This window comes from Streptomyces sp. cg35 (assembly GCF_050410835.1).
Taxonomy (GTDB): domain Bacteria; phylum Actinomycetota; class Actinomycetes; order Streptomycetales; family Streptomycetaceae; genus Streptomyces.
Window position 1 is genome coordinate 5,136,787 of the sequence record NZ_CP191268.1, and the last position, 17,300, is coordinate 5,154,086.

The following is a 17,300-nucleotide window of genomic DNA, read 5'->3' on the forward strand; positions in this document are numbered from 1 at the left end:
GCGCAACCCGATCATCGTGTCAGTGACCTCCCCCACGGTCACCCGCCGAAACGTCCGAGTGAAACAACTGCGCGAGTGGTCGGCCCCCGGCGCCGTACAGATGCAGTACAGCTTCCTGACAGCCCGAGTCTAGGGCGCCCGGGGTCCGCGCGAGGGGGCCTCGGGAAGCGGGCCGTACGCTGAGAGGCATGGCAGAGGCGAACTACACCCCCTATCCCTATGAGGCACCCGTTTCGCAGGGGCTCTTCGACCGTGCGGCCGTGGTCACGCCCGGTGGCGTGAACTCTCCGGTGCGCGCGTTCCGAGCCGTGGGCGGTACGCCCCGTTTCATGGTGTCCGGTACCGGTCCGTATCTGACGGACGCCGACGGACGCGAGTACGTCGACCTCGTGTGCTCGTGGGGGCCGATGATCCTCGGCCATTCCCACCCCGAGGTCATCGCGGCCGTGCAGGAGGCCGTCGCCCGCGGCACCTCCTTCGGTACGCCGGGTGAGGGCGAGGTCGCGCTCGCCGAGGAGATCGTCGACCGGATCGCCCCGGTCGAGCAGGTGCGCCTGGTGTCCTCCGGCACCGAGGCGACCATGTCCGCGATCCGGCTCGCCCGCGGCTTCACCGGCCGCGCCAAGGTGATCAAGTTCGCCGGCTGCTACCACGGGCACGTCGACGCTCTGCTCGCCGCCGCCGGCTCCGGCGTCGCCACCTTCGGCCTGCCGGACACCCCGGGTGTCACCGGCGCCCAGGCCGGCGACACGATCGTCCTGCCGTACAACGACATCGAGGCCGTGCGTGCCGCGTTCGCCGCGCATCCCGGCGAGATCGCCTGTGTCATCACCGAGGCCTCGCCCGGCAACATGGGCGTCGTGCCGCCGCGCGACGGCTTCAACGCCGGGCTGAAGGCGGTGTGCCAGGAGAACGGCGCGCTGTACATCTCCGACGAGGTGATGACCGGCTTCCGTACGTCGAAGGCCGGCTGGTTCGGTGTCGACGGTGTGGTGCCCGACCTGATGACCTTCGGCAAGGTCATGGGCGGCGGCTTCCCGGCCGCCGCGTTCGGCGGGCGTGCCGACGTCATGGCATACCTCGCCCCGGCCGGCCCGGTCTACCAGGCGGGCACCCTGTCCGGGAACCCGATCGCCACCGCGGCCGGTCTCGCCCAGCTGCGCCTGCTCGACGACGCCGCGTACGGAGTCGTCGACGCGGTCAGCGAGCAGCTGCGCGCCCTCGTCACCGAGGCGCTCACCAAGGAGGGCGTCGCGCACCGCGTGCAGAACGCCTCCAACATGTTCTCCGTCTTCTTCACCGAGGACGAGGTACGGAACTACGACGACGCCAAGGCGCAGGAGTCCTTCCGCTTCACCGGCTTCTTCCACTCGATGCTGGCGCAGGGCGTGTACCTCCCGCCGTCGGCCTTCGAATCCTGGTTCGTCTCGACCGCCCACGACGAGCGGGCGGTCGAGCGCATCGCCGCCGCGCTCCCGGCTGCCGCGCGCGCGGCTGCGGAGGCCACGGCATGAGCACCACGTCCCCCAAGTCCGACAGCGACGTCACCGTCGTCCACCTCATGCGTCACGGTGAGGTGCACAACCCGGAGGGGATCCTGTACGGGCGGCTGCCCGACTACCACCTCTCCGAGCTGGGGCGGCAGATGGCCGACCGGGTCGCCGAGCACCTGTCCTCCCGCGACGTCACGCATGTCGTCGCCTCCCCGCTGGAGCGGGCGCAGGAGACGGCGACGCCGATCGCCAAGGCGCACGGCCTGGACCTGGGCAGCGACGAGCGGCTGATCGAGGCGGGCAACGTCTTCCAGGGCAAGACCTTCGGCGTCGGCGACGGCGCGCTGAAGAACCCGGAGAACTGGAAGCACCTCGTCAACCCGTTCAAGCCGTCGTGGGGCGAGCCCTACGTTGAGCAGGTCGTACGGATGATGGGCGCGCTGGACGCCGCCAAGGACGCGGCGCGCGGCCACGAGGCGGTGTGCGTCAGCCACCAGCTGCCGATCTGGATCGTGCGCAGCTTCGTCGAGAAGCGGCGGCTGTGGCACGACCCGCGCAAGCGGCAGTGCACGCTCGCCTCGCTGACCACGTTCACGTACCGGGGCGACAAGATCGTCTCGGTCGGCTACACCGAGCCCGCGCGCGATCTCGTCCCGGCCCATCTCCTCGCGGGGGCCAAGCCGGTGAAGAGCGGTCAGGGCGGCGGCAAGGCGTTCGGCGCCTGAGCCCCACGGGCCCGGGGTGGAGGCCGCCGTCAACCGGCGGCCTTCACTTCTCCCCCACCAAACCACCGCAAATACCCACGACTCATCGGAACCCGCGTGTTCGTCGCGCCCTCTAACCGGGTGCCCATCGTGAATGGGTGCACGGTGCGAGGAATGGGGACGGAATGCGGGATGTCAGTCGTAGGGGACTTATCGGCCTGGGAGCCGGGGCAGCGGCCGCTGTGGCGCTCGCCGGGTGCGGATCGGGCCACGCTCCGACTGTCTCGCCCGGCAAGCAGGGCCACCCGGGCGCGCCGAAGCGGCCGGCCGACCAGCCCATCGGGGACGGCTCGACCTCGTACACCGGCAAGCAGCCGCACCAGCCCGCCGCGCCCGAGCGGCTCGAACCGGGGCAGAAGCCGCCGCAGTTCGTGATCTTCTCCTGGGACGGCGCGGGCGAAGTCGGCAACGGCCTCTTCCCGCGCTTCCTCAAGCTCGCCGAGGACCACGGCGCGCACATGACCTTCTTCCTGTCGGGCCTGTATCTGCTGCCCGAGTCGAAGAAGCGGCTCTACCACGGGCCGAACAACGCGGTCGGCGCCTCCGACATCGGCTACCTCACCGATGACCACATCAAGGAGACGCTCAAGTACACGCGCCGGGCCTGGCTCGACGGGCACGAGATCGGCACGCACTTCAACGGGCACTTCTGTGCCGGCACCGGCACCGTCGCCAACTGGACGTCCGCGCAGTGGCGCAGCGAGATCGACCAGGCCAAGTCCTTCGTGAAGCAGTGGCGGACGAACACGGGCTGGCACGACCTGCCCTCGCTGCCCTTCGACTACGACAAGGAACTCGTCGGCGGCCGCACGCCCTGTCTGCTCGGCCAGAGCAGCCTGCTGCCCACCGCCCGCGAGCTCGGCTGGCGCTACGACGCGTCCTCGCCCGGCGGCCGGCAGCGCTGGCCGGACAAGAAGCAGGGGGTGTGGGACCTGCCGCTGCAGGCCATCCCGTTCCCGGGACGCAGCTTCGAGGTCCTGTCGATGGACTACAACATGCTGGCCAACCAGTCCCTGAACTCCACGAACGCGCCCTCGTACAACTATCCGGGCTGGCGCAAGCAGTCCACCGAGGCGTACATCTCCGGCTTCAAGCGGGCGTACGAGACGAACCGGGCGCCGTTCTTCATCGGCAACCACTTCGAGCAGTGGAACGGCGGCATCTACATGGACGCCGTCGAGGAAGCGCTCAAGCACATCGCCGCGACCGCCGAGAAGCACAGCGACGTCCGCCTCGTCTCCTTCCGGCAGTACGTCGACTGGATGGACGCGCAGGACCCGCAGGTGCTCGCGAAGCTCCGGACGCTCGACGTCGGCCAGCGCCCCGCCGAAGGCTGGCGGAACTTCCTCGCGAAGACGTCGGCAAACCCCTCCTGAAATGGGATTTTCCCTCCTTGAGGGGGGTGCGGAAGATCCCCTAAACAGACATGCGAAACTTTTCACATGAGTGCCGCCTGCCGCGCCCCGCGCAACTCCGCGACCACGCGCCGCGCCGCCCAGCTGACCGTAGGAGCCGCCATCCTGGCCCTCGCGCTGACGGCGTGCGGCTCCGGTGGCACCTCCGGCGGCGGCGGCAACACCAACTTCGTGACCAGCTCCGCAGGCGTCGCCACGGTCAAGAAGGGCGAGCGGCACAACGCCCCCGACCTGACCGGCGAGGACCTGGAGGGCAAGCGCATCGACCTCGCCGACTACAAGGGCAAGGTCGTCGTGCTGAACGTCTGGGGCTCCTGGTGCCCGCCCTGCCGCGCCGAGGCGCCGAACTTCGTGAAGGTCGCCAAGGCCACCGAGGACAAGGGCGTCCAGTTCATCGGCATCAACACCCGGGACACCAGCACCAGCCCGGCCAAGGAGTTCGAGAAGAGCTTCAAGGTCACCTACCCGAGCTTCTACGACCCGACCGGCAAGCTGCTCCTGAAGTTCGAGAAGGGCACGCTCAACCCGCAGGCCATCCCGTCCACGATCGTCGTCGACCGGGACGGGAAGATCGCCGCACGCTCGCTGAAGCCGCTCAGCGAGTCCAGCCTGCGCGAGCTGGTCGACCCGGTCGTCGCGGAGAAGTGAGCGACGGTGAGCTCCTCCCTCGTCACTCTCGCCGCCGGTGACACCGTCACGGACGGCGCGCTCCTCCTCGCCGTCCCGATCGCGCTCATCGGCGGACTCGTCTCCTTCTTCTCGCCCTGCGTGCTGCCGCTCGTCCCCGGCTACCTCTCCTACGTGACCGGGATCACCGGCACCGACCTCATGGAGCAGAAGCGCGGCCGGATGGCGGCCGGCGCCGGCCTGTTCGTCCTCGGGTTCACCGCCGTGTTCGTCTCCGGCGGCGCCCTGTTCGGCTACTTCGGGTCCACGCTCCTCGACTACCAGGACATCCTGACCAAGGTCCTCGGTGTCCTCATGGTCCTCATGGGGATCTTCTTCCTGGGCCTGATGCCCTGGATGACCCAGCGTGAGTTCCGCTTCCACAAGCGGCCCGTGACCGGTCTCGCCGGGGCCCCGCTGCTGGGCGCCCTGTTCGGCATCGGCTGGACCCCGTGCATCGGCCCCACGCTCGCCTCGGTGAACACTCTGGCCATCAACCAGGGGAGCGCCGGACGCGGGGCCATACTGATGGTCGCCTACTGCCTGGGCCTCGGCCTGCCCTTCGTGCTCGCCGCCATCGCCTTCCGCAAGGCACTCGGCGCGTTCAGCTGGGTCAAGCAGCACTACACGTGGGTGATGCGCATCGGCGGCATCATGATGATCCTGACCGGGATCCTTCTCCTCACGGGCGCGTGGGACGCCCTCGTGGGGCAGATGCGGACCTGGTCCACCGGCTTCCAGGTGGGAATCTGACCTATGAGCAAGACGAACGCCCCGGAAAGCTCGGAGCCGACGGAGCAGGAGGCCGCGGCCCAGCTGAGCACGGCGCCCCTGGAGGACCGCTCCCCGAACCTGCCCAAGCTCGGCGTCATCGGCTGGGTCCGCTGGTTCTGGCGGCAGCTCACCTCGATGCGGGTCGCCCTGATCCTGCTGTTCCTGCTGTCGCTCGGCGCGATCCCCGGCTCGCTGATCCCGCAGTCCGGCACGGACCCGCTCAAGGTCACCGACTTCCAGAAGGCGCACACCACGCTCGGGCCGATCTACGAGAAGCTCGGCCTCTTCCACGTCTACAGCTCGGTGTGGTTCTCCGCGATCTACATCCTGCTGTTCGTCTCGCTCATCGGCTGCATCATCCCGCGCACCTGGCAGTTCGTCGGCCAGCTCCGCGGCCGGCCGCCGGGCGCCCCCAAGCGCCTGACCCGGCTGCCCGCGTACGCGACGTGGCGCTCCGAGGCCGACCCCGAGCAGGTGCGCGCCGCCGCCCTCACGATCCTCAAGAAGCGCCGCTACCGCGCCCACCTCGCGGGCGACGCGGTGGCCGCCGAGAAGGGCTATCTGCGCGAGGTCGGCAACCTGGCCTTCCACCTGGCGCTGATCGTGATGCTGATCGCCTTCGCCTGGGGCCAGCTCTTCAAGTTCGAGGGCGGCAAGCTCGTCGTCGAGGGCGACGGATTCTCCAACGTGCTCCCGCAGTACGACGACTTCAAGTCCGGCAACCTCTTCGACAGCGACCGCGACCTGTCGCCGTTCAGCTTCACGCTCGACAAGTTCACCGCGACCTACGCGCGCACCGGCCCGGAGAAGGGCACCCCCCGCACCTTCCGCGCCGACGTCAGCTACAGCGAGGGCTCCGACGGCAGGACCAAGAAGACGTCGATCAAGTCCAACCACCCGCTGGACATCGACGGCACCAAGATCTTCCTCAACGGTCACGGCTACGCCGTCGGCGTCACCGTCCGCGACGGCAAGGGCAAGGTCGTCTCGCAGCAGTCCGTGCCGATGCTGCCCCTCGACTCCAACATCTCGTCGCAGGGCGCGATCAAGGTGATGGACGGCTACCGCAACGCCAAGGGCGAGAAGGAACAGCTCGGCTTCAACGCCTGGTTCGTGCCGACGTTCGCGGGCGCGGGCAAGGGCACGATGTTCTCCCAGTTCCCGGCGCTCGACTTCCCCGTCCTCGCGCTCAACGCCTCGCACGGCGACCTCGGCGTGGACGCGGGCCTGCCGCAGAACGTGTACCAACTGGACAGCTCCCATCTCAAGCAGTTCAAGGACTCCAAGGGCAAGGCGCTGAAGGCGCGTCTGCTGCCGGGCGAGACGATGAAGCTCCCGAACGGGGCGGGCTCCATCACCTTCGACAAGGACATCAAGGAATGGGTCACCTTCCAGATCTCCCACCAGCCCGGTGACACCTGGGCGCTCGGCGGTGCCGTCGCCGCGATCTTCGGCCTGGCCGGCTCGCTGTTCATCCAGCGCCGCCGCGTCTGGGTCCGTGCCGTCGAAGGCCCCGACGGGGTGACCGTCGTCGAGATGGCCGGTCTCGGCCGCAGCGAGTCCGCGAAGCTCCCCGAGGAACTGGGCGATCTGGTGGGCCTGCTGCACACCGAGGCGCCCAGCGCCCCCGAACCTCCCGAGCATTCCGAGTCTTCCTCCGAAACACCCACCGCTGTTCCTGCCGCCGAAGGGGCTGAGAAGTGACTCTCGCCGCCGCAACCAACGAGAACCTGGCGCACACCAGTAACGTCCTCATCTACTCGTCCATGGCCGTGTACCTGCTGGCGTTCTTCGCGAACATGGCCGAGTGGATCTTCGGCAGCCGCAGCAAGGTCGGCCGCACCGCCGCCGCCCTCACCGGCAAGGGCGAGGAGGCCGGGGCCGCCTCCTCGGTGAAGATCCAGGTCAAGCAGAAGAACGGGGGCACCGCCGTCCTGGAGCGCCCGCAGGTCGTCACCCGGGCCGCCGCGGGCGCCCGCGACGTACCGGACGGGCCCGGCGCCTCCGGCGGTGACGAGCAGGGCGACCTCTACGGCCGTATCGCCATCTCTCTCACGGCGCTCGGCTTCCTCGTCGAATTCGGCGGTGTCCTCACCCGCGCGCTCTCCGTGGAGCGCGCCCCGTGGGGCAACATGTACGAGTTCAACATCACCTTCTCCACCGTCGCCGTCGGCGTGTACCTCGCGCTGCTCGCGCTGAAGAAGAACGTCCGCTGGCTCGGCCTGCCCCTGGTCACCACGGTCCTCCTCGACCTCGGCCTCGCTGTCACTGTCTTGTACACCGCCAGCGACCAGTTGGTTCCCGCTCTTCACTCGTACTGGCTGTACATCCACGTCTCGACGGCGATCTTCTGCGGCGCGGTCTTCTACGTCGGCGCGGTCGGCACGATCCTGTACCTCTTCAAGGACTCCTACGAGAACAAGCTCGCGAACGGCGGCAAGCCCGGCCGGTTCGCGACGTCCGTCATGGAGCGGCTGCCCGCCTCGCAGTCCCTCGACAAGTTCTCCTACCGCGTCAACGCGGCGGTCTTCCCGCTGTGGACGTTCACGATCATCGCGGGCGCCATCTGGGCCGGCGACGCGTGGGGCCGCTACTGGGGCTGGGACCCCAAGGAGACCTGGTCGTTCATCACCTGGGTCGCCTACGCCTGCTACCTGCACGCCCGCGCGACCGCCGGCTGGAAGGGCCGCAAGGCCGCCTACCTGGCGCTGATCGCCTTCGGCTGCTGGCTGTTCAACTACTACGGCGTGAACATCTTCGTCACCGGCAAGCACTCCTACGCCGGGGTGTAGCCGCAGGCGACGGTCCGCCCACGAGGCCGGTTCCCCCCGATCCACGCCGGGGGAGCCGGCCTTCGCCGTACTCCGACACCCCCGGCAAAGCCCGCCGCGCCGCACCGCATGCGCAACGCTGGAGCCATGACCGACGACGACACCACCATCGAGCCCGGCACCAGCCGCACCGAAGGCACCACCCGCACCCTGCATTTCACGCTGGACCTGCCCCACCCCGTCGAAGCGGTGTGGCGGGCCGTCGCCACCCCGGACGGCCTGGCCGGATGGCTCGCGGCAGCCGACGCGCTGGAGCCCCGGCTCGGCGGCGCCGTCACCCTGCGCTGGCTCAACGGCGGCGGCGCGCACCGGGGCCGGGTCACCGCCTGGGACGTGGAGCGCGTCGCGGAGTACACCCTCGACGGGCTGCACGGCCGGATGCGGTTCCACCTGGAGCCGGACACGACGCTGCGCTTCACGAACGAGTTCGACGGCGACGACGCGCTGCGCCTGGACTGCCTGGCCGGCTGGCACGACCACTTCCTGTGCCTGCGCGACGCGCTGGACGGGCGGCCCATGACCCCGGACGGCTGGGCGGCATGGACGCCCGACCGCTGGCAGCGGCTCCGGGACGCGTACGTCAGCCGACCGTGATCGCGTCCAGCTTGCCGCGCAGGTACACGTGGCTGTCGACGGGCTCGTACGCGACCCGCCCCTTCGGCGCGGGCACCGGCTCGACGGTCGTGCACGGGTCGCACTCGTAGAAGTAGACGAGCGACATCAGCTCCTCGGCGGGCGCGTCCGCCGGGGGCGGCAGGACGCGGTGGCGCCCGGAGCGCCAGCGGTCGCCCGTCCAGCGCGCCATCAGATCGCCGATGTTGATGGTGAACGCCGCCGGGTCGTAGGGCGCGTCCTCCCAGCCGCCCTCGTCGGTGAAGACCTGGAGCCCGCCCTTGCCGGCCTGCCGGTCGAGCACGGTGACCGTGCCGAAGTCGGTGTGCGGGCCGATGCGGAACTGGCCGGGCTCCGGTGCGCCGACGACCTCCGTGCCCGGGTACCAGTTGATGTTGAAGCCCCAGGTGGGGCGCGTGGTGTGGCGGGTGAAGAAGTCGGCGGGCTCGTCCAGGGCGACGGCGAGGAGTTCGAGCAGCTGGTCGGAGAGGGTCCGCATCGCCGCCAGGTACGTCTCGACGAGGTCGCGCAGCTCGGGCGACTCGGCGGGGAAGACGTTCTCGCCGGACCACTCGGCGTGCACCGCCGGGTCGTCGAAGGCCGTGGCGGTGGCGAAGGAGAGGGACTCCTTCAGGTCGGGCGGTGTCTCGGTGCCCTCCGCGTACCCGTTGGCCTCGGCGCCGGGGCCCAGCCAGCCGCGGCCGCCCACCTTCACCGCGTACGGCTCCTTCACGGACGCGGGCCGCCGGAAGAAGGCGCGGGCCGCGTCCCGGATCCGGGTCCGCAGCGCCGGGTCCACGCCGTGGCCGGTGACCAGCAGGAACCCCGCGGTGCGCAGGGCGGCGTCGACGGTCGCGGCGATCTCGGCGCGGGCCTCGCGGTCGCCGGACAGCCAGGGCCGCAGATCGATGGTGGGGATGCGGGGCGTACCCGGGGAAGCGGTCATGCCGTCCACTCTCGCGGCGCGGAAACACCGGGGCAACGTGCGCACCGTACTCTCCGGGCAGCCCTCACCCCGACGGAATGTCCGCCGCTCCGCGCGCCCCGGGAGGCCCCGTGCCCGCTCTCACGCTCCGCGAGATCCTGGACCTCGACGTCGTCGCCGACGCCTCGCCCGAACTCCTCGCGGGGGAGTCGGGCCTTGACCGGCCGGTGCGCTGGGTGCACTCCAGCGAGGTGTACGAGGGCGCGAACTTCCTGGACGGCGGGGAGCTGCTCCTCACGAACGGGTTCGCGTTCCTCGGCGCCGACGCGGGGGCGCTGCGGCGGTACGTGCGGGAGCTGACGGCCCGGGGCGCGGCCGGGCTCGCCGTGGAGGTGGGCCGGTCGCTGGAGCGGATGCCGCGCGAAGTGGTGGACTCGGCGCGGGAGCTGGGCTTTCCCCTGGTGGCGCTGCGGCGCGTCGTGCCGTTCGTGCGGATCGCGGAGGCCGCCAACCGGGCCATCGTCACGCACGGTCTCGCCTCCCGTGCGACGGCGCTGCCCCGGGCCGCCGACCACGGGGCCGCGCTGCTCGCCGACCTCGTCGACCGCGGGGCCCTCAACCAGCCCGAGGTGGCGGCCCGTTCGGCGCTCGCCGGATTCCGGCCCGGCCCCGGCGCGCGGCTCGTCGGCGTCTCGGTGCACGGCCCGCACGGCGCGGCGCTCGCGGCGGTGGAGCGGGCCGCGGGCCGCGGCGCGCTGCGCGCGGCGTTCCCCGGCGACGTACTGGCGCTGGCCGTGCCGCCGCCCGGCCGCGACGCGGTCCGGGCGGTGCAGGCCGCCTTCCGCGCGGTGGCCGGACCCGGGCTCACCGTCGCGGTCGGCCCGGCCGTGGGCGCGGACGACGGCTGGCTGCGCTGGAGCGACACCCTGCGCGCGGCCCGGACGACGCTGGAGCTGGCCCTGACGGTGCCCGCGGCCGAACCGGCCTACGGCGAGGGCCCGTTGGTGACCTCGGCGCGGGCCCTGGCGCTGGAGCGGGAGCTGACACGCGGCGGCGTCGAGGCCAACCGGGAGCGGCTGACCCGGCTCGCCGACCAGGTCCTTCGCCCGCTCCTGAAGTGGCAGGCGACGCACGGCGGCGACCTGGTGCGCACCCTGGAGGTGCATCTGCGGCACGGCTGCAGTCCCACGCGCACGGCCGCGCTGCTGCACATCGGCCGGCAGTCCCTCTACCAGCGCCTGGAGCGCATCGAGTCGCTGCTCGGGCTCGAGGTCGGGGACCCGGAGCCGCTCGGCGAGCTGCTCACGGCGGCCTGCGCGCTGCGCGTGGTGACGGCCCGGGACCAGGGCGCGGCGGGGGCTCAGGGCGTGAGTGAGCGCCAGATCCTGTCGGGCAGGACCCGCGCGGCCTGATCGAGGTCGATGTCGCCGACCCCGGCGAGCCAGCTGCGCGCGACCCCGATGACCGGGCCGAGGATCAGCGACTCGACCAGGGCGTCGGGCAGCGGGGCGATCTCGCCCGACGCGACGTGCCGCCGGATCCAGCCGGTCAGCGGCGACAGCCGGGCCTCCTGTGCGTCCCGCAGCTGCCGGGCCTCGGCCATGGCCAGCTGGTCGGCGCGCGAGGAGTGCAACAGCCGTGCCGCGTCCGGGTGTTCCTTGATGAACGCCAGATAGGTCCGGGCCAGGGCGCGGACACCGGTGCGGGCGCTGCGTGCGCGGGTGACGGCGCCGCCCAACTCGCCCACGAGACGGCCCAGCCAGCGCATCAGCAGCGCGTTCATCAGCCCGTCGACGCTGCCGAAGTGGTGGTACAGGCTGCCGGGACTGACTCCGCTCGCCGTCGTCAGGGCGCTCACCGTGATGCCCTGCTCGCCCGCGTCGGCGTACAGGAGCAAGGCGGAGTCGAGGAGGCGGTCGGCTGTCTCCGCGCCGCGCTGCTGCTTGGGGCTCATGGTGACAGCCAGCGTAGAACACCGAGTTCCGTTCGTGGTTTCTGTATTCAGATTCTAGAAAATCACTCCAGTTCTTGGCCTGTACGGGTCACACTGATCACCGTGTCCGAACACCCGATACCTTCCGCGCCGCACAGGGGCGGGCTCCGGGTCCATGTCGGCCGAGGCCGTCGAGCGGCACAGGGGACCGCTCGACGGCGGCCGAACTGGGCGAAGGAACAGGGGAGTTCGTCACTCCGGCGCGGCGCGGGTGCCGGAGGGGACACCCGCGCCGCCCGTCTCCAGGTCCTCAGGCCGCCACCCGCAGCAACAGCTTCCCCGTGCTGGTCCGCGACCCCATCACCCGATGGGCCTCCGCGGCCTGCGACAGGGCGAACTCGCCGGTGACGGGGAGCTCCACGCCGGGGACCGCGAAGGCCCGCTCCGCGAGGGCCCGCAGCTCGGCGGGCGCCGTCTTCGCCAGGGTGAGGATCGAGAAGCCGCCCACCGACAGCGCCGTCGGGTACAGCTCGGCCTGGCCCGCCTGCCAGGCCGGGGCGGACGAGGCGTTGCCGAAGGAGACGGCCCGGCCGAACACCGCCAGCGCCCCGAGCGTCTCGCGGAACGTGTCGCCGCCGACCGGGTCGAGCGCCAGATCGACACCCCGGCCACCGGTCAACTCCCTGAGGGAGGAGCCGAACCCGTCGGCCAGGACCACCTCGTCGTACCCGTGCTTACGGGCGTACTCGGCCTTGGCCGCACTCGACACCACCCCGTACACGGCCCCGGCGCCCGCGGCCCGCGCCAGCTGCCCGGCCACCGTGCCGACCCCACCCGCCGCGCCCTGCACGAGGACGCTCTCGCCGGCCCGCAGCCGCCCCACCGCGTGCAGCAGGGCGTACGCCGTCGGCAGCACGGTCGGCAGCGTCGCGGCCGTGCGCAGGGAGAGCCCGGCCGGCAGCGGGAAGACGGTGACGGCGTCGGCGACGGCCACCTCCGCGTACGTCCCGCCCTCGGTGAGCGCGGCCACCTCCTGGCCGACGGTGAGCCTCTCGACCCCGGGGCCCAGGGCGCGGATCCGGCCCGACATCTCCAGGCCGGGGACGAACGGCAGCGCCGCCACCCGGTAGCCCTCGGAACGTGCCTTGAGGTCGGCGAAGTTCACCCCGGCGTACGCCACGTCGACGGTCACCTGCCCGGGCCCCGGCTCGGGGACGTCCACGTCCGCCGTCGTCAGGACCTCGGGGCCGCCGTACTCGCCGAACCGCACCGCACGCATGGCGCACGCCTCCCGTCAGAGTGTTCGTCGGGCGACGAACAGCCGTGCTCAGACTGTACGACGGGAAGCGAACACCCGGCAAGTGATCGCGTACACGGCGGCGCTCACCACGAACCCGGCCACGCACGTCACGTCGCCGAGCGCGGGCCAGCGCCCGGGCGCCCATCCGACGTACTTCTCCTGGTTCGAGAAGAGCGGTACGGACACCGCGACGCCCACCAACAGGGCGGTGAATCCGGGCCAGTTGGCGAAACCGGGGTTCGTCAGGCGTCCCGCCAGTTCGGTGTCGGGGGTCCTCGCCGAGCGCCACCGCTCCATGAGGACGACGCCCAGCCACGGCCCGATCCAGTAGGCGATCACCAGCAGGAACGCCTCGTACGCGTGGCCCGCGTCCGCCAGCGACGACCAGGCCGCCGCCGTCCCCGCCGTGCCCGAGACCACCACGAGCGTGCTGCGTCCCAGCCAGGACGGCAGCCGCAGGCCGAGCGAGGTGACCGACATGGCGGACGAGTAGATGTTGAGGGCGTTCGCCGAGACCGCGCCCAGGATGATGGCGAGCAGCACCAAGTGGGCCAGCCAGGACGGGAGATGGCCGGTGAACGCGGCCGTCGGGGTCGCGCTCGCGGGCGCCGCGATCGTCGCGGAGGCCGCCCCGGTCAAGGACACCGCCGACACCGAGAGGAACAGACCGAGCGCCGGGTAGGCGACCGTGCGCAGCCGGTTCGCCGTGCGCGGCAGATAGCGCGAGTAGTCCGAGGCGTTCGGGTTCCAGCCCGCCGCGTAGCCCCACGCCGAGCTGAACGCGAGGAGGAAACCGCCGATGCCGCCCCCGCCGCCCGGCGCCGAGAGATCGGCCTTCCCGAAGGTCCACACACCCGCCAGCAGGAACACCACCGCGAGGGCCGGGAACGCGTACTTCTCGAAGGCGTGCACGAAGTTGTGGCCGATGAAGCCGATCGCGATCTCGGCCGCGACGACCAGGAGGAGGGAGGGCAGGGGGCGCAGCCCCGTGAGGGTGTTGAGCGCGAAGGCGGCGCTGACGCTGTTCACGGCGAACCAGCCGACGCCCGCCACCAGCGCGTTGACCGTCGAGGGCAGCGCGTTGCCCCGGTACCCGAAGGCGAGCCGCCCGATCTTTTTTTTTTTTTTTTTTTTTTTTTTTTTTTTTTTTTTTTTTTTTTTTTTTTTTTTTTTTTTTTTTTTTTTTTTTTTTTTTTTTTTTTTTTTTTTTTTTTTTTTTTTTTTTTTTTTTTTTTTTTTTTTTTTTTTTTTTTTTTTTTTTTTTTTTTTTTTTTTTTTTTTTTTTTTTTTTTTTTTTTTTTTGGAATGGAATGGAATGGAATGGAATGGAATTTTTTTTTTTTTTTTGGAATGGAATGGAATGGAATGGAATGGAATGGAATGGCGTGCAGAGCGCGTAGCCCCACGCCGAGCTGAACGCGAGGAGGAAACCGCCGATGCCGCCCCGCCCGGCGCCGAGAGATCGGCCTTCCCGAAGGTCCACACACCCGCCAGCAGGAACACCACCGCGAGGGCCGGGAACGCGTACTTCTCGAAGGCGTGCACGAAGTTGTGGCCGATGAAGCCGATCGCGATCTCGGCCGCGACGACCAGGAGGAGGGAGGGCAGGGGGCGCAGCCCCGTGAGGGTGTTGAGCGCGAAGGCGGCGCTGACGCTGTTCACGGCGAACCAGCCGACGCCCGCCACCAGCGCGTTGACCGTCGAGGGCAGCGCGTTGCCCCGGTACCCGAAGGCGAGCCGCCCGATCGCCATCTGCGGGACGCCGAACCGCGGCCCGTCCAGCGAGAGGATCCCCTGCGTCAGCGCGCCGAGCGCGGTGCCGAGCAGCAGCGCCGCGGCGGCCTGCCAGAAACTCAGACCGAAGAAGAGGACCGAGATCACGCCGATGTAGACGGTCGCGAACTCGATGTTGGGCGAGGCCCAGGTCCACAGCAACTGCCGTGGACTGCCGTGCCGTTCGGCCTCGGGGATCGGCTCGGACCCCGCCGCCTCGACGGCGATGACCTTGTCGCCGTACGCGGGGGCGGGCGGAGCGGCGCTGGTGCTGCTGGGGGAGGCGGTCGTCATGCCCCCTGAGTGTCCGGGCGGCGGCGGGCGCCGCCCAGGGGCGCGGTGTCCGTTTCAGGGGGCGTGACGACGTACAGCCTGTACGCCGGCCGGCTACTCGCCGAGGTCCCCGATGTCCCCGATGTCTTCGTGCCACAGTTCCGGCTTCGCGGCGATGAAGTCCTCCATCATGCCGACGCACTCGGGATCGTCAAGGAGCACGATCTCGACGCCGTGCTCGGCCAGCCAGTCGTGCCCGCCGTGGAAGGTGCGGGCCTCGCCGATGATCACGCGGGAGATGCCGAACTGCCGCACCAGGCCCGAGCAGTACCAGCAGGGGCTGAGCGTGGTCACCATCGTGGTGCCCTTGTACGAGCGCTGCCGTCCGGCGTTGCGGAACGCGTCGGTCTCGCCGTGCACCGACGGGTCCGCGTCCTGCACACGCCGGTTGTGACCGCGGCCGAGGACCTTGCCGTCGGCCGAGTACAGGGCGCCGCCGATCGGGATGCCGCCCTCGGCGAGAGAGGCCTTCGCCTCCTCGACTGCGGTGGCGAGCCAGGTGCGGGCGAGATCGAGTTCCATGACGTACGAGCCTTTCTACGCGGACGGGGTGAGGGAGTCGCGCCGCCGCAGCAGCGCGAAGAGGAGCGCGCCGAGCGCGAAGCCGACCGGGCAGGTCAGATCGCCGACGCCGGGCCAGACGTGCGGCACCAGGCCGACGAACACGGTCTGGTTGGAGAACAGCGGCACCGACACGGCCACGCCGACGAGCAGCGCGATCAGGCCCGCCGGGTTGCCGAACGAGCGGTCCTGGAGGCGCGGGGCGAGCGCCTCGTCCGGCAGGGCGCGCAGCCAGTGCTCCATCAGGACGACGCCGAGCCAGGGCGCGATCCAGTACGCGATGACGAGCAGGAAGTTCTCGAAGGCGTGCCCGGCGTCGGCGAGCGAGGCCCAGCCGGCGGCGGTGCCGATCGCGCCGACCAGCGCGACGAGCGAGGCGCGGCCCAGCCAGCTCGGCAGCGGCAGCGACAGCGAGGAGATGGAGACGGCCGCCGAGTAGACGTTCAGGGTGGAGGCGGCCATCGCGCCGAGGATGATCGCGACGAGGGTGAGGTCGCCGAGCCAGCCCGGGAGCTGGCCGGTGAACGCGTCGGTGGGGCTGGCCCCGGCGGGCGCCGCGAGCGTGCCCGAGGCCGCGCCGATCACGGAGACGACGGCGACCGACACGAACAGGCCGAGGCCCGAGTACCAGGCGGTGGCCCGGCGCGGGGTGCCGGCGGGCAGATAGCGGGCGTAGTCGGCGGCGCACGGGTTCCAGCCCGCCGTGAAGCCGAAGACGGCGCTGAAGGCGAGCATGAAACCGCCGAACCCGCCGCCCGCACCAGGGCCGGCAACGTCGGCACCCTTGAAGATCCACACCCCGGCGAGCAGGAAGATCACGGCGAGCACCGGGAACGCGTACCGCTCGAAGCGGTGCACCAGGTCGTGCCCCACGTACCCGATGACGATCTCCAGGACGACCAGGATCAGCAGGCTGGGCAGCGGCGGCAGCCCGGTGAGGGAGTTGAGGGCGAAGGCGCCGCCGACGCTGTTCACGGCGAACCAGCCGACGCCCGACACCAGCGCGTTGACCCCGGACGGCAGGGCGTTGCCCCGGTAGCCGAAGGAGAGCCGGCCGATCACCATCTGCGGGACGCCGAACCGCGGCCCGTCCGTGGAGAGCAGCCCGTGCGCCAGCGAGCCGAGCCCGGCGCCGAGCACGAGGGCGGCGACCGCCTGCCAGAAGCCCAGGCCGAACGCGGAGACCGACAGCACCCCGATGAAGACGGTCGCGAAACCGACCTGGGGTGAGGCCCACGTCCACAGCAGCTGACGGGGACTGCCGTGCCGCCGGTCGGCGGGTACGGGGTCGGCCCCGTGCTCCTCGACGGCGATGAGCTTCTCGGGACCGGTGGCGACGTCGGGCGCCGGGGCATGCGTGGGTCTGGACATGGCCTTCACGGGGTGCGGGTGGCGGAGGGGGGTGTTCCGCATCCAGTGTGCGGCACGCGCGTCCCGCGCCCCGAGGGGCCCGGGGTCCTCAGTCCTTGTCCTGCTCGCCCTCGCGGCGGCGCAGCTCCTCCTCGCGGCGGCGCAGGTCCGCCTCCCAGTCCTTGAGGAGCGCCTCGTCCTTCCCGTCCTTGGAGGGCGCGGCGTCCTCCTTGAGGGACTGGAGGAACTCCGGGTTGTCGTCCGGCGCGACGAACTGCGTCCTGCGGTCGCGGTTCCACTCTGCGGGGGTGGCGCCGCCGGCGGGGGCGGGCCGCTTCTTGCCCGCCACCAGCCAGGCGACGGGGCCGACGAGGACCTCGCCGAAGAGCAGGATGATGATGACCCACACCACCTTCGGCAGGCCGCGCACCTCCTCCTCGGGGGTGTTCAGACAGTCGATGAACGCGTAGATCCACAGCGCCAGGACCAGCAGGAACGGCAGGTAGCGGAGCATGGTGTCGCGATCCCCCAAGAGCGGTGCGCACAGTGACGTAGCGGCGGGGTGAAGGC

Annotated in this window: 15 protein-coding genes and 2 pseudogenes; 9 read left to right on the forward strand and 8 right to left on the reverse strand. The window is 70.6% G+C overall.

Annotation, left to right across the window (positions count from 1 at the left end; genetic code table 11):
- Positions 1–188: 188 nt before the first annotated feature.
- From hemL to ACQUQD_RS23445, 8 genes are all read left to right on the forward strand, one after another.
- On the forward strand, positions 189–1,514 hold the full coding sequence (gene hemL / locus ACQUQD_RS23410; RefSeq protein WP_428954095.1) for a glutamate-1-semialdehyde 2,1-aminomutase: 1,326 nt from the start codon (positions 189–191) through the stop codon (positions 1,512–1,514).
- Positions 1,511–2,218: a histidine phosphatase family protein gene (locus ACQUQD_RS23415; protein ID WP_428954096.1), complete on the forward strand. Its 708-nt coding sequence runs from the start codon at positions 1,511–1,513 to the stop codon at positions 2,216–2,218. The genes hemL and ACQUQD_RS23415 overlap by 4 nt, the downstream gene beginning before the upstream one ends.
- A gap of 164 nt (positions 2,219–2,382) precedes the next feature.
- The gene (locus ACQUQD_RS23420; protein ID WP_428954097.1) at positions 2,383–3,633 is read left to right on the forward strand and encodes a hypothetical protein; all 1,251 of its coding nucleotides are present in this window, start codon (positions 2,383–2,385) and stop codon (positions 3,631–3,633) included.
- Between the two features lie 66 nt (positions 3,634–3,699).
- Complete coding sequence (locus ACQUQD_RS23425; RefSeq protein ID WP_428954098.1) at positions 3,700–4,320, forward strand: TlpA family protein disulfide reductase; 621 nt, start codon at positions 3,700–3,702, stop codon at positions 4,318–4,320.
- A gap of 6 nt (positions 4,321–4,326) precedes the next feature.
- The gene (locus ACQUQD_RS23430) at positions 4,327–5,091 is read left to right on the forward strand and encodes a cytochrome c biogenesis CcdA family protein (protein WP_428954099.1); all 765 of its coding nucleotides are present in this window, start codon (positions 4,327–4,329) and stop codon (positions 5,089–5,091) included.
- A gap of 3 nt (positions 5,092–5,094) precedes the next feature.
- The gene (gene resB / locus ACQUQD_RS23435; RefSeq protein ID WP_428954100.1) at positions 5,095–6,816 is read left to right on the forward strand and encodes a cytochrome c biogenesis protein ResB; all 1,722 of its coding nucleotides are present in this window, start codon (positions 5,095–5,097) and stop codon (positions 6,814–6,816) included.
- Complete coding sequence (gene ccsB / locus ACQUQD_RS23440) at positions 6,813–7,904, forward strand: c-type cytochrome biogenesis protein CcsB (RefSeq protein ID WP_428954101.1); 1,092 nt, start codon at positions 6,813–6,815, stop codon at positions 7,902–7,904. The genes resB and ccsB overlap by 4 nt, the downstream gene beginning before the upstream one ends.
- A 126-nt stretch (positions 7,905–8,030) precedes the next feature.
- Positions 8,031–8,537 (forward strand): SRPBCC domain-containing protein, encoded by a 507-nt coding sequence (locus ACQUQD_RS23445; protein ID WP_428954102.1) that lies wholly within the window; start codon positions 8,031–8,033, stop codon positions 8,535–8,537.
- On the opposite strand, the gene ACQUQD_RS23450 is transcribed toward ACQUQD_RS23445, so the two are convergent.
- The gene (locus ACQUQD_RS23450) at positions 8,524–9,501 is read right to left on the reverse strand and encodes an isopenicillin N synthase family dioxygenase (RefSeq protein WP_428954103.1); all 978 of its coding nucleotides are present in this window, start codon (positions 9,499–9,501) and stop codon (positions 8,524–8,526) included. The genes ACQUQD_RS23445 and ACQUQD_RS23450 overlap by 14 nt on opposite strands.
- Positions 9,502–9,611: 110 nt before the next feature.
- Between ACQUQD_RS23450 and ACQUQD_RS23455 the strand changes: the two genes are divergently transcribed.
- Positions 9,612–10,892 carry a PucR family transcriptional regulator gene (locus ACQUQD_RS23455; RefSeq protein WP_428954104.1) on the forward strand — a complete coding sequence of 427 codons (1,281 nt, stop codon included), beginning with the start codon at positions 9,612–9,614 and terminating at the stop codon, positions 10,890–10,892.
- Here ACQUQD_RS23455 and ACQUQD_RS23460 read toward each other — a convergent pair.
- The 7 genes and pseudogenes from ACQUQD_RS23460 to ACQUQD_RS23490 all read right to left on the reverse strand — a co-directional run bounded on the left by ACQUQD_RS23460 (position 10,841) and on the right by ACQUQD_RS23490 (position 17,244).
- Positions 10,841–11,434 (reverse strand): TetR/AcrR family transcriptional regulator, encoded by a 594-nt coding sequence (locus tag ACQUQD_RS23460; protein WP_428954105.1) that lies wholly within the window; start codon positions 11,432–11,434, stop codon positions 10,841–10,843. The two genes, ACQUQD_RS23455 and ACQUQD_RS23460, sit on opposite strands and share 52 nt — an antisense overlap.
- A gap of 289 nt (positions 11,435–11,723) precedes the next feature.
- On the reverse strand, positions 11,724–12,692 hold the full coding sequence (locus tag ACQUQD_RS23465) for a quinone oxidoreductase family protein (protein WP_428954106.1): 969 nt from the start codon (positions 12,690–12,692) through the stop codon (positions 11,724–11,726).
- A 48-nt stretch (positions 12,693–12,740) separates the two neighbouring features.
- Positions 12,741–13,826 (reverse strand): annotated as a pseudogene (locus tag ACQUQD_RS23470) (purine-cytosine permease family protein); the annotation flags it as partial.
- A 280-nt stretch (positions 13,827–14,106) separates the two neighbouring features.
- Positions 14,107–14,780 (reverse strand): annotated as a pseudogene (locus ACQUQD_RS23475) (cytosine permease); the annotation flags it as partial.
- A gap of 93 nt (positions 14,781–14,873) precedes the next feature.
- On the reverse strand, positions 14,874–15,341 hold the full coding sequence (locus ACQUQD_RS23480) for a nucleoside deaminase (protein WP_428954107.1): 468 nt from the start codon (positions 15,339–15,341) through the stop codon (positions 14,874–14,876).
- Between the two features lie 15 nt (positions 15,342–15,356).
- On the reverse strand, positions 15,357–16,751 hold the full coding sequence (locus tag ACQUQD_RS23485; RefSeq protein WP_428954108.1) for a purine-cytosine permease family protein: 1,395 nt from the start codon (positions 16,749–16,751) through the stop codon (positions 15,357–15,359).
- An 88-nt stretch (positions 16,752–16,839) separates the two neighbouring features.
- A complete protein-coding gene (locus ACQUQD_RS23490; protein ID WP_428954109.1) occupies positions 16,840–17,244 on the reverse strand; it encodes a PLD nuclease N-terminal domain-containing protein in 405 nt (134 codons plus the stop codon).
- Positions 17,245–17,300 lie beyond the last annotated feature (56 nt).

Bases quoted from the DNA above. Each gene is read 5' to 3' on its own strand.
- hemL (WP_428954095.1), top strand. From the start codon at position 189: ATGGCAGAGGCGAACTACACCCCCTATCCCTATGAGGCACCCGTTTCG.
- ACQUQD_RS23415 (WP_428954096.1), top strand. From the start codon at position 1,511: ATGAGCACCACGTCCCCCAAGTCCGACAGCGACGTCACCGTCGTCCAC.
- ACQUQD_RS23420 (WP_428954097.1), top strand. From the start codon at position 2,383: ATGCGGGATGTCAGTCGTAGGGGACTTATCGGCCTGGGAGCCGGGGCA.
- ACQUQD_RS23425 (WP_428954098.1), top strand. From the start codon at position 3,700: ATGAGTGCCGCCTGCCGCGCCCCGCGCAACTCCGCGACCACGCGCCGC.
- resB (WP_428954100.1), top strand. From the start codon at position 5,095: ATGAGCAAGACGAACGCCCCGGAAAGCTCGGAGCCGACGGAGCAGGAG.
- ACQUQD_RS23445 (WP_428954102.1), top strand. From the start codon at position 8,031: ATGACCGACGACGACACCACCATCGAGCCCGGCACCAGCCGCACCGAA.
- ACQUQD_RS23450 (WP_428954103.1), bottom strand. From the start codon at position 9,501: ATGACCGCTTCCCCGGGTACGCCCCGCATCCCCACCATCGATCTGCGG.
- ACQUQD_RS23460 (WP_428954105.1), bottom strand. From the start codon at position 11,434: ATGAGCCCCAAGCAGCAGCGCGGCGCGGAGACAGCCGACCGCCTCCTC.
- ACQUQD_RS23465 (WP_428954106.1), bottom strand. From the start codon at position 12,692: ATGCGTGCGGTGCGGTTCGGCGAGTACGGCGGCCCCGAGGTCCTGACG.
- ACQUQD_RS23480 (WP_428954107.1), bottom strand. From the start codon at position 15,341: ATGGAACTCGATCTCGCCCGCACCTGGCTCGCCACCGCAGTCGAGGAG.
- ACQUQD_RS23485 (WP_428954108.1), bottom strand. From the start codon at position 16,751: ATGTCCAGACCCACGCATGCCCCGGCGCCCGACGTCGCCACCGGTCCC.
- ACQUQD_RS23490 (WP_428954109.1), bottom strand. From the start codon at position 17,244: ATGCTCCGCTACCTGCCGTTCCTGCTGGTCCTGGCGCTGTGGATCTAC.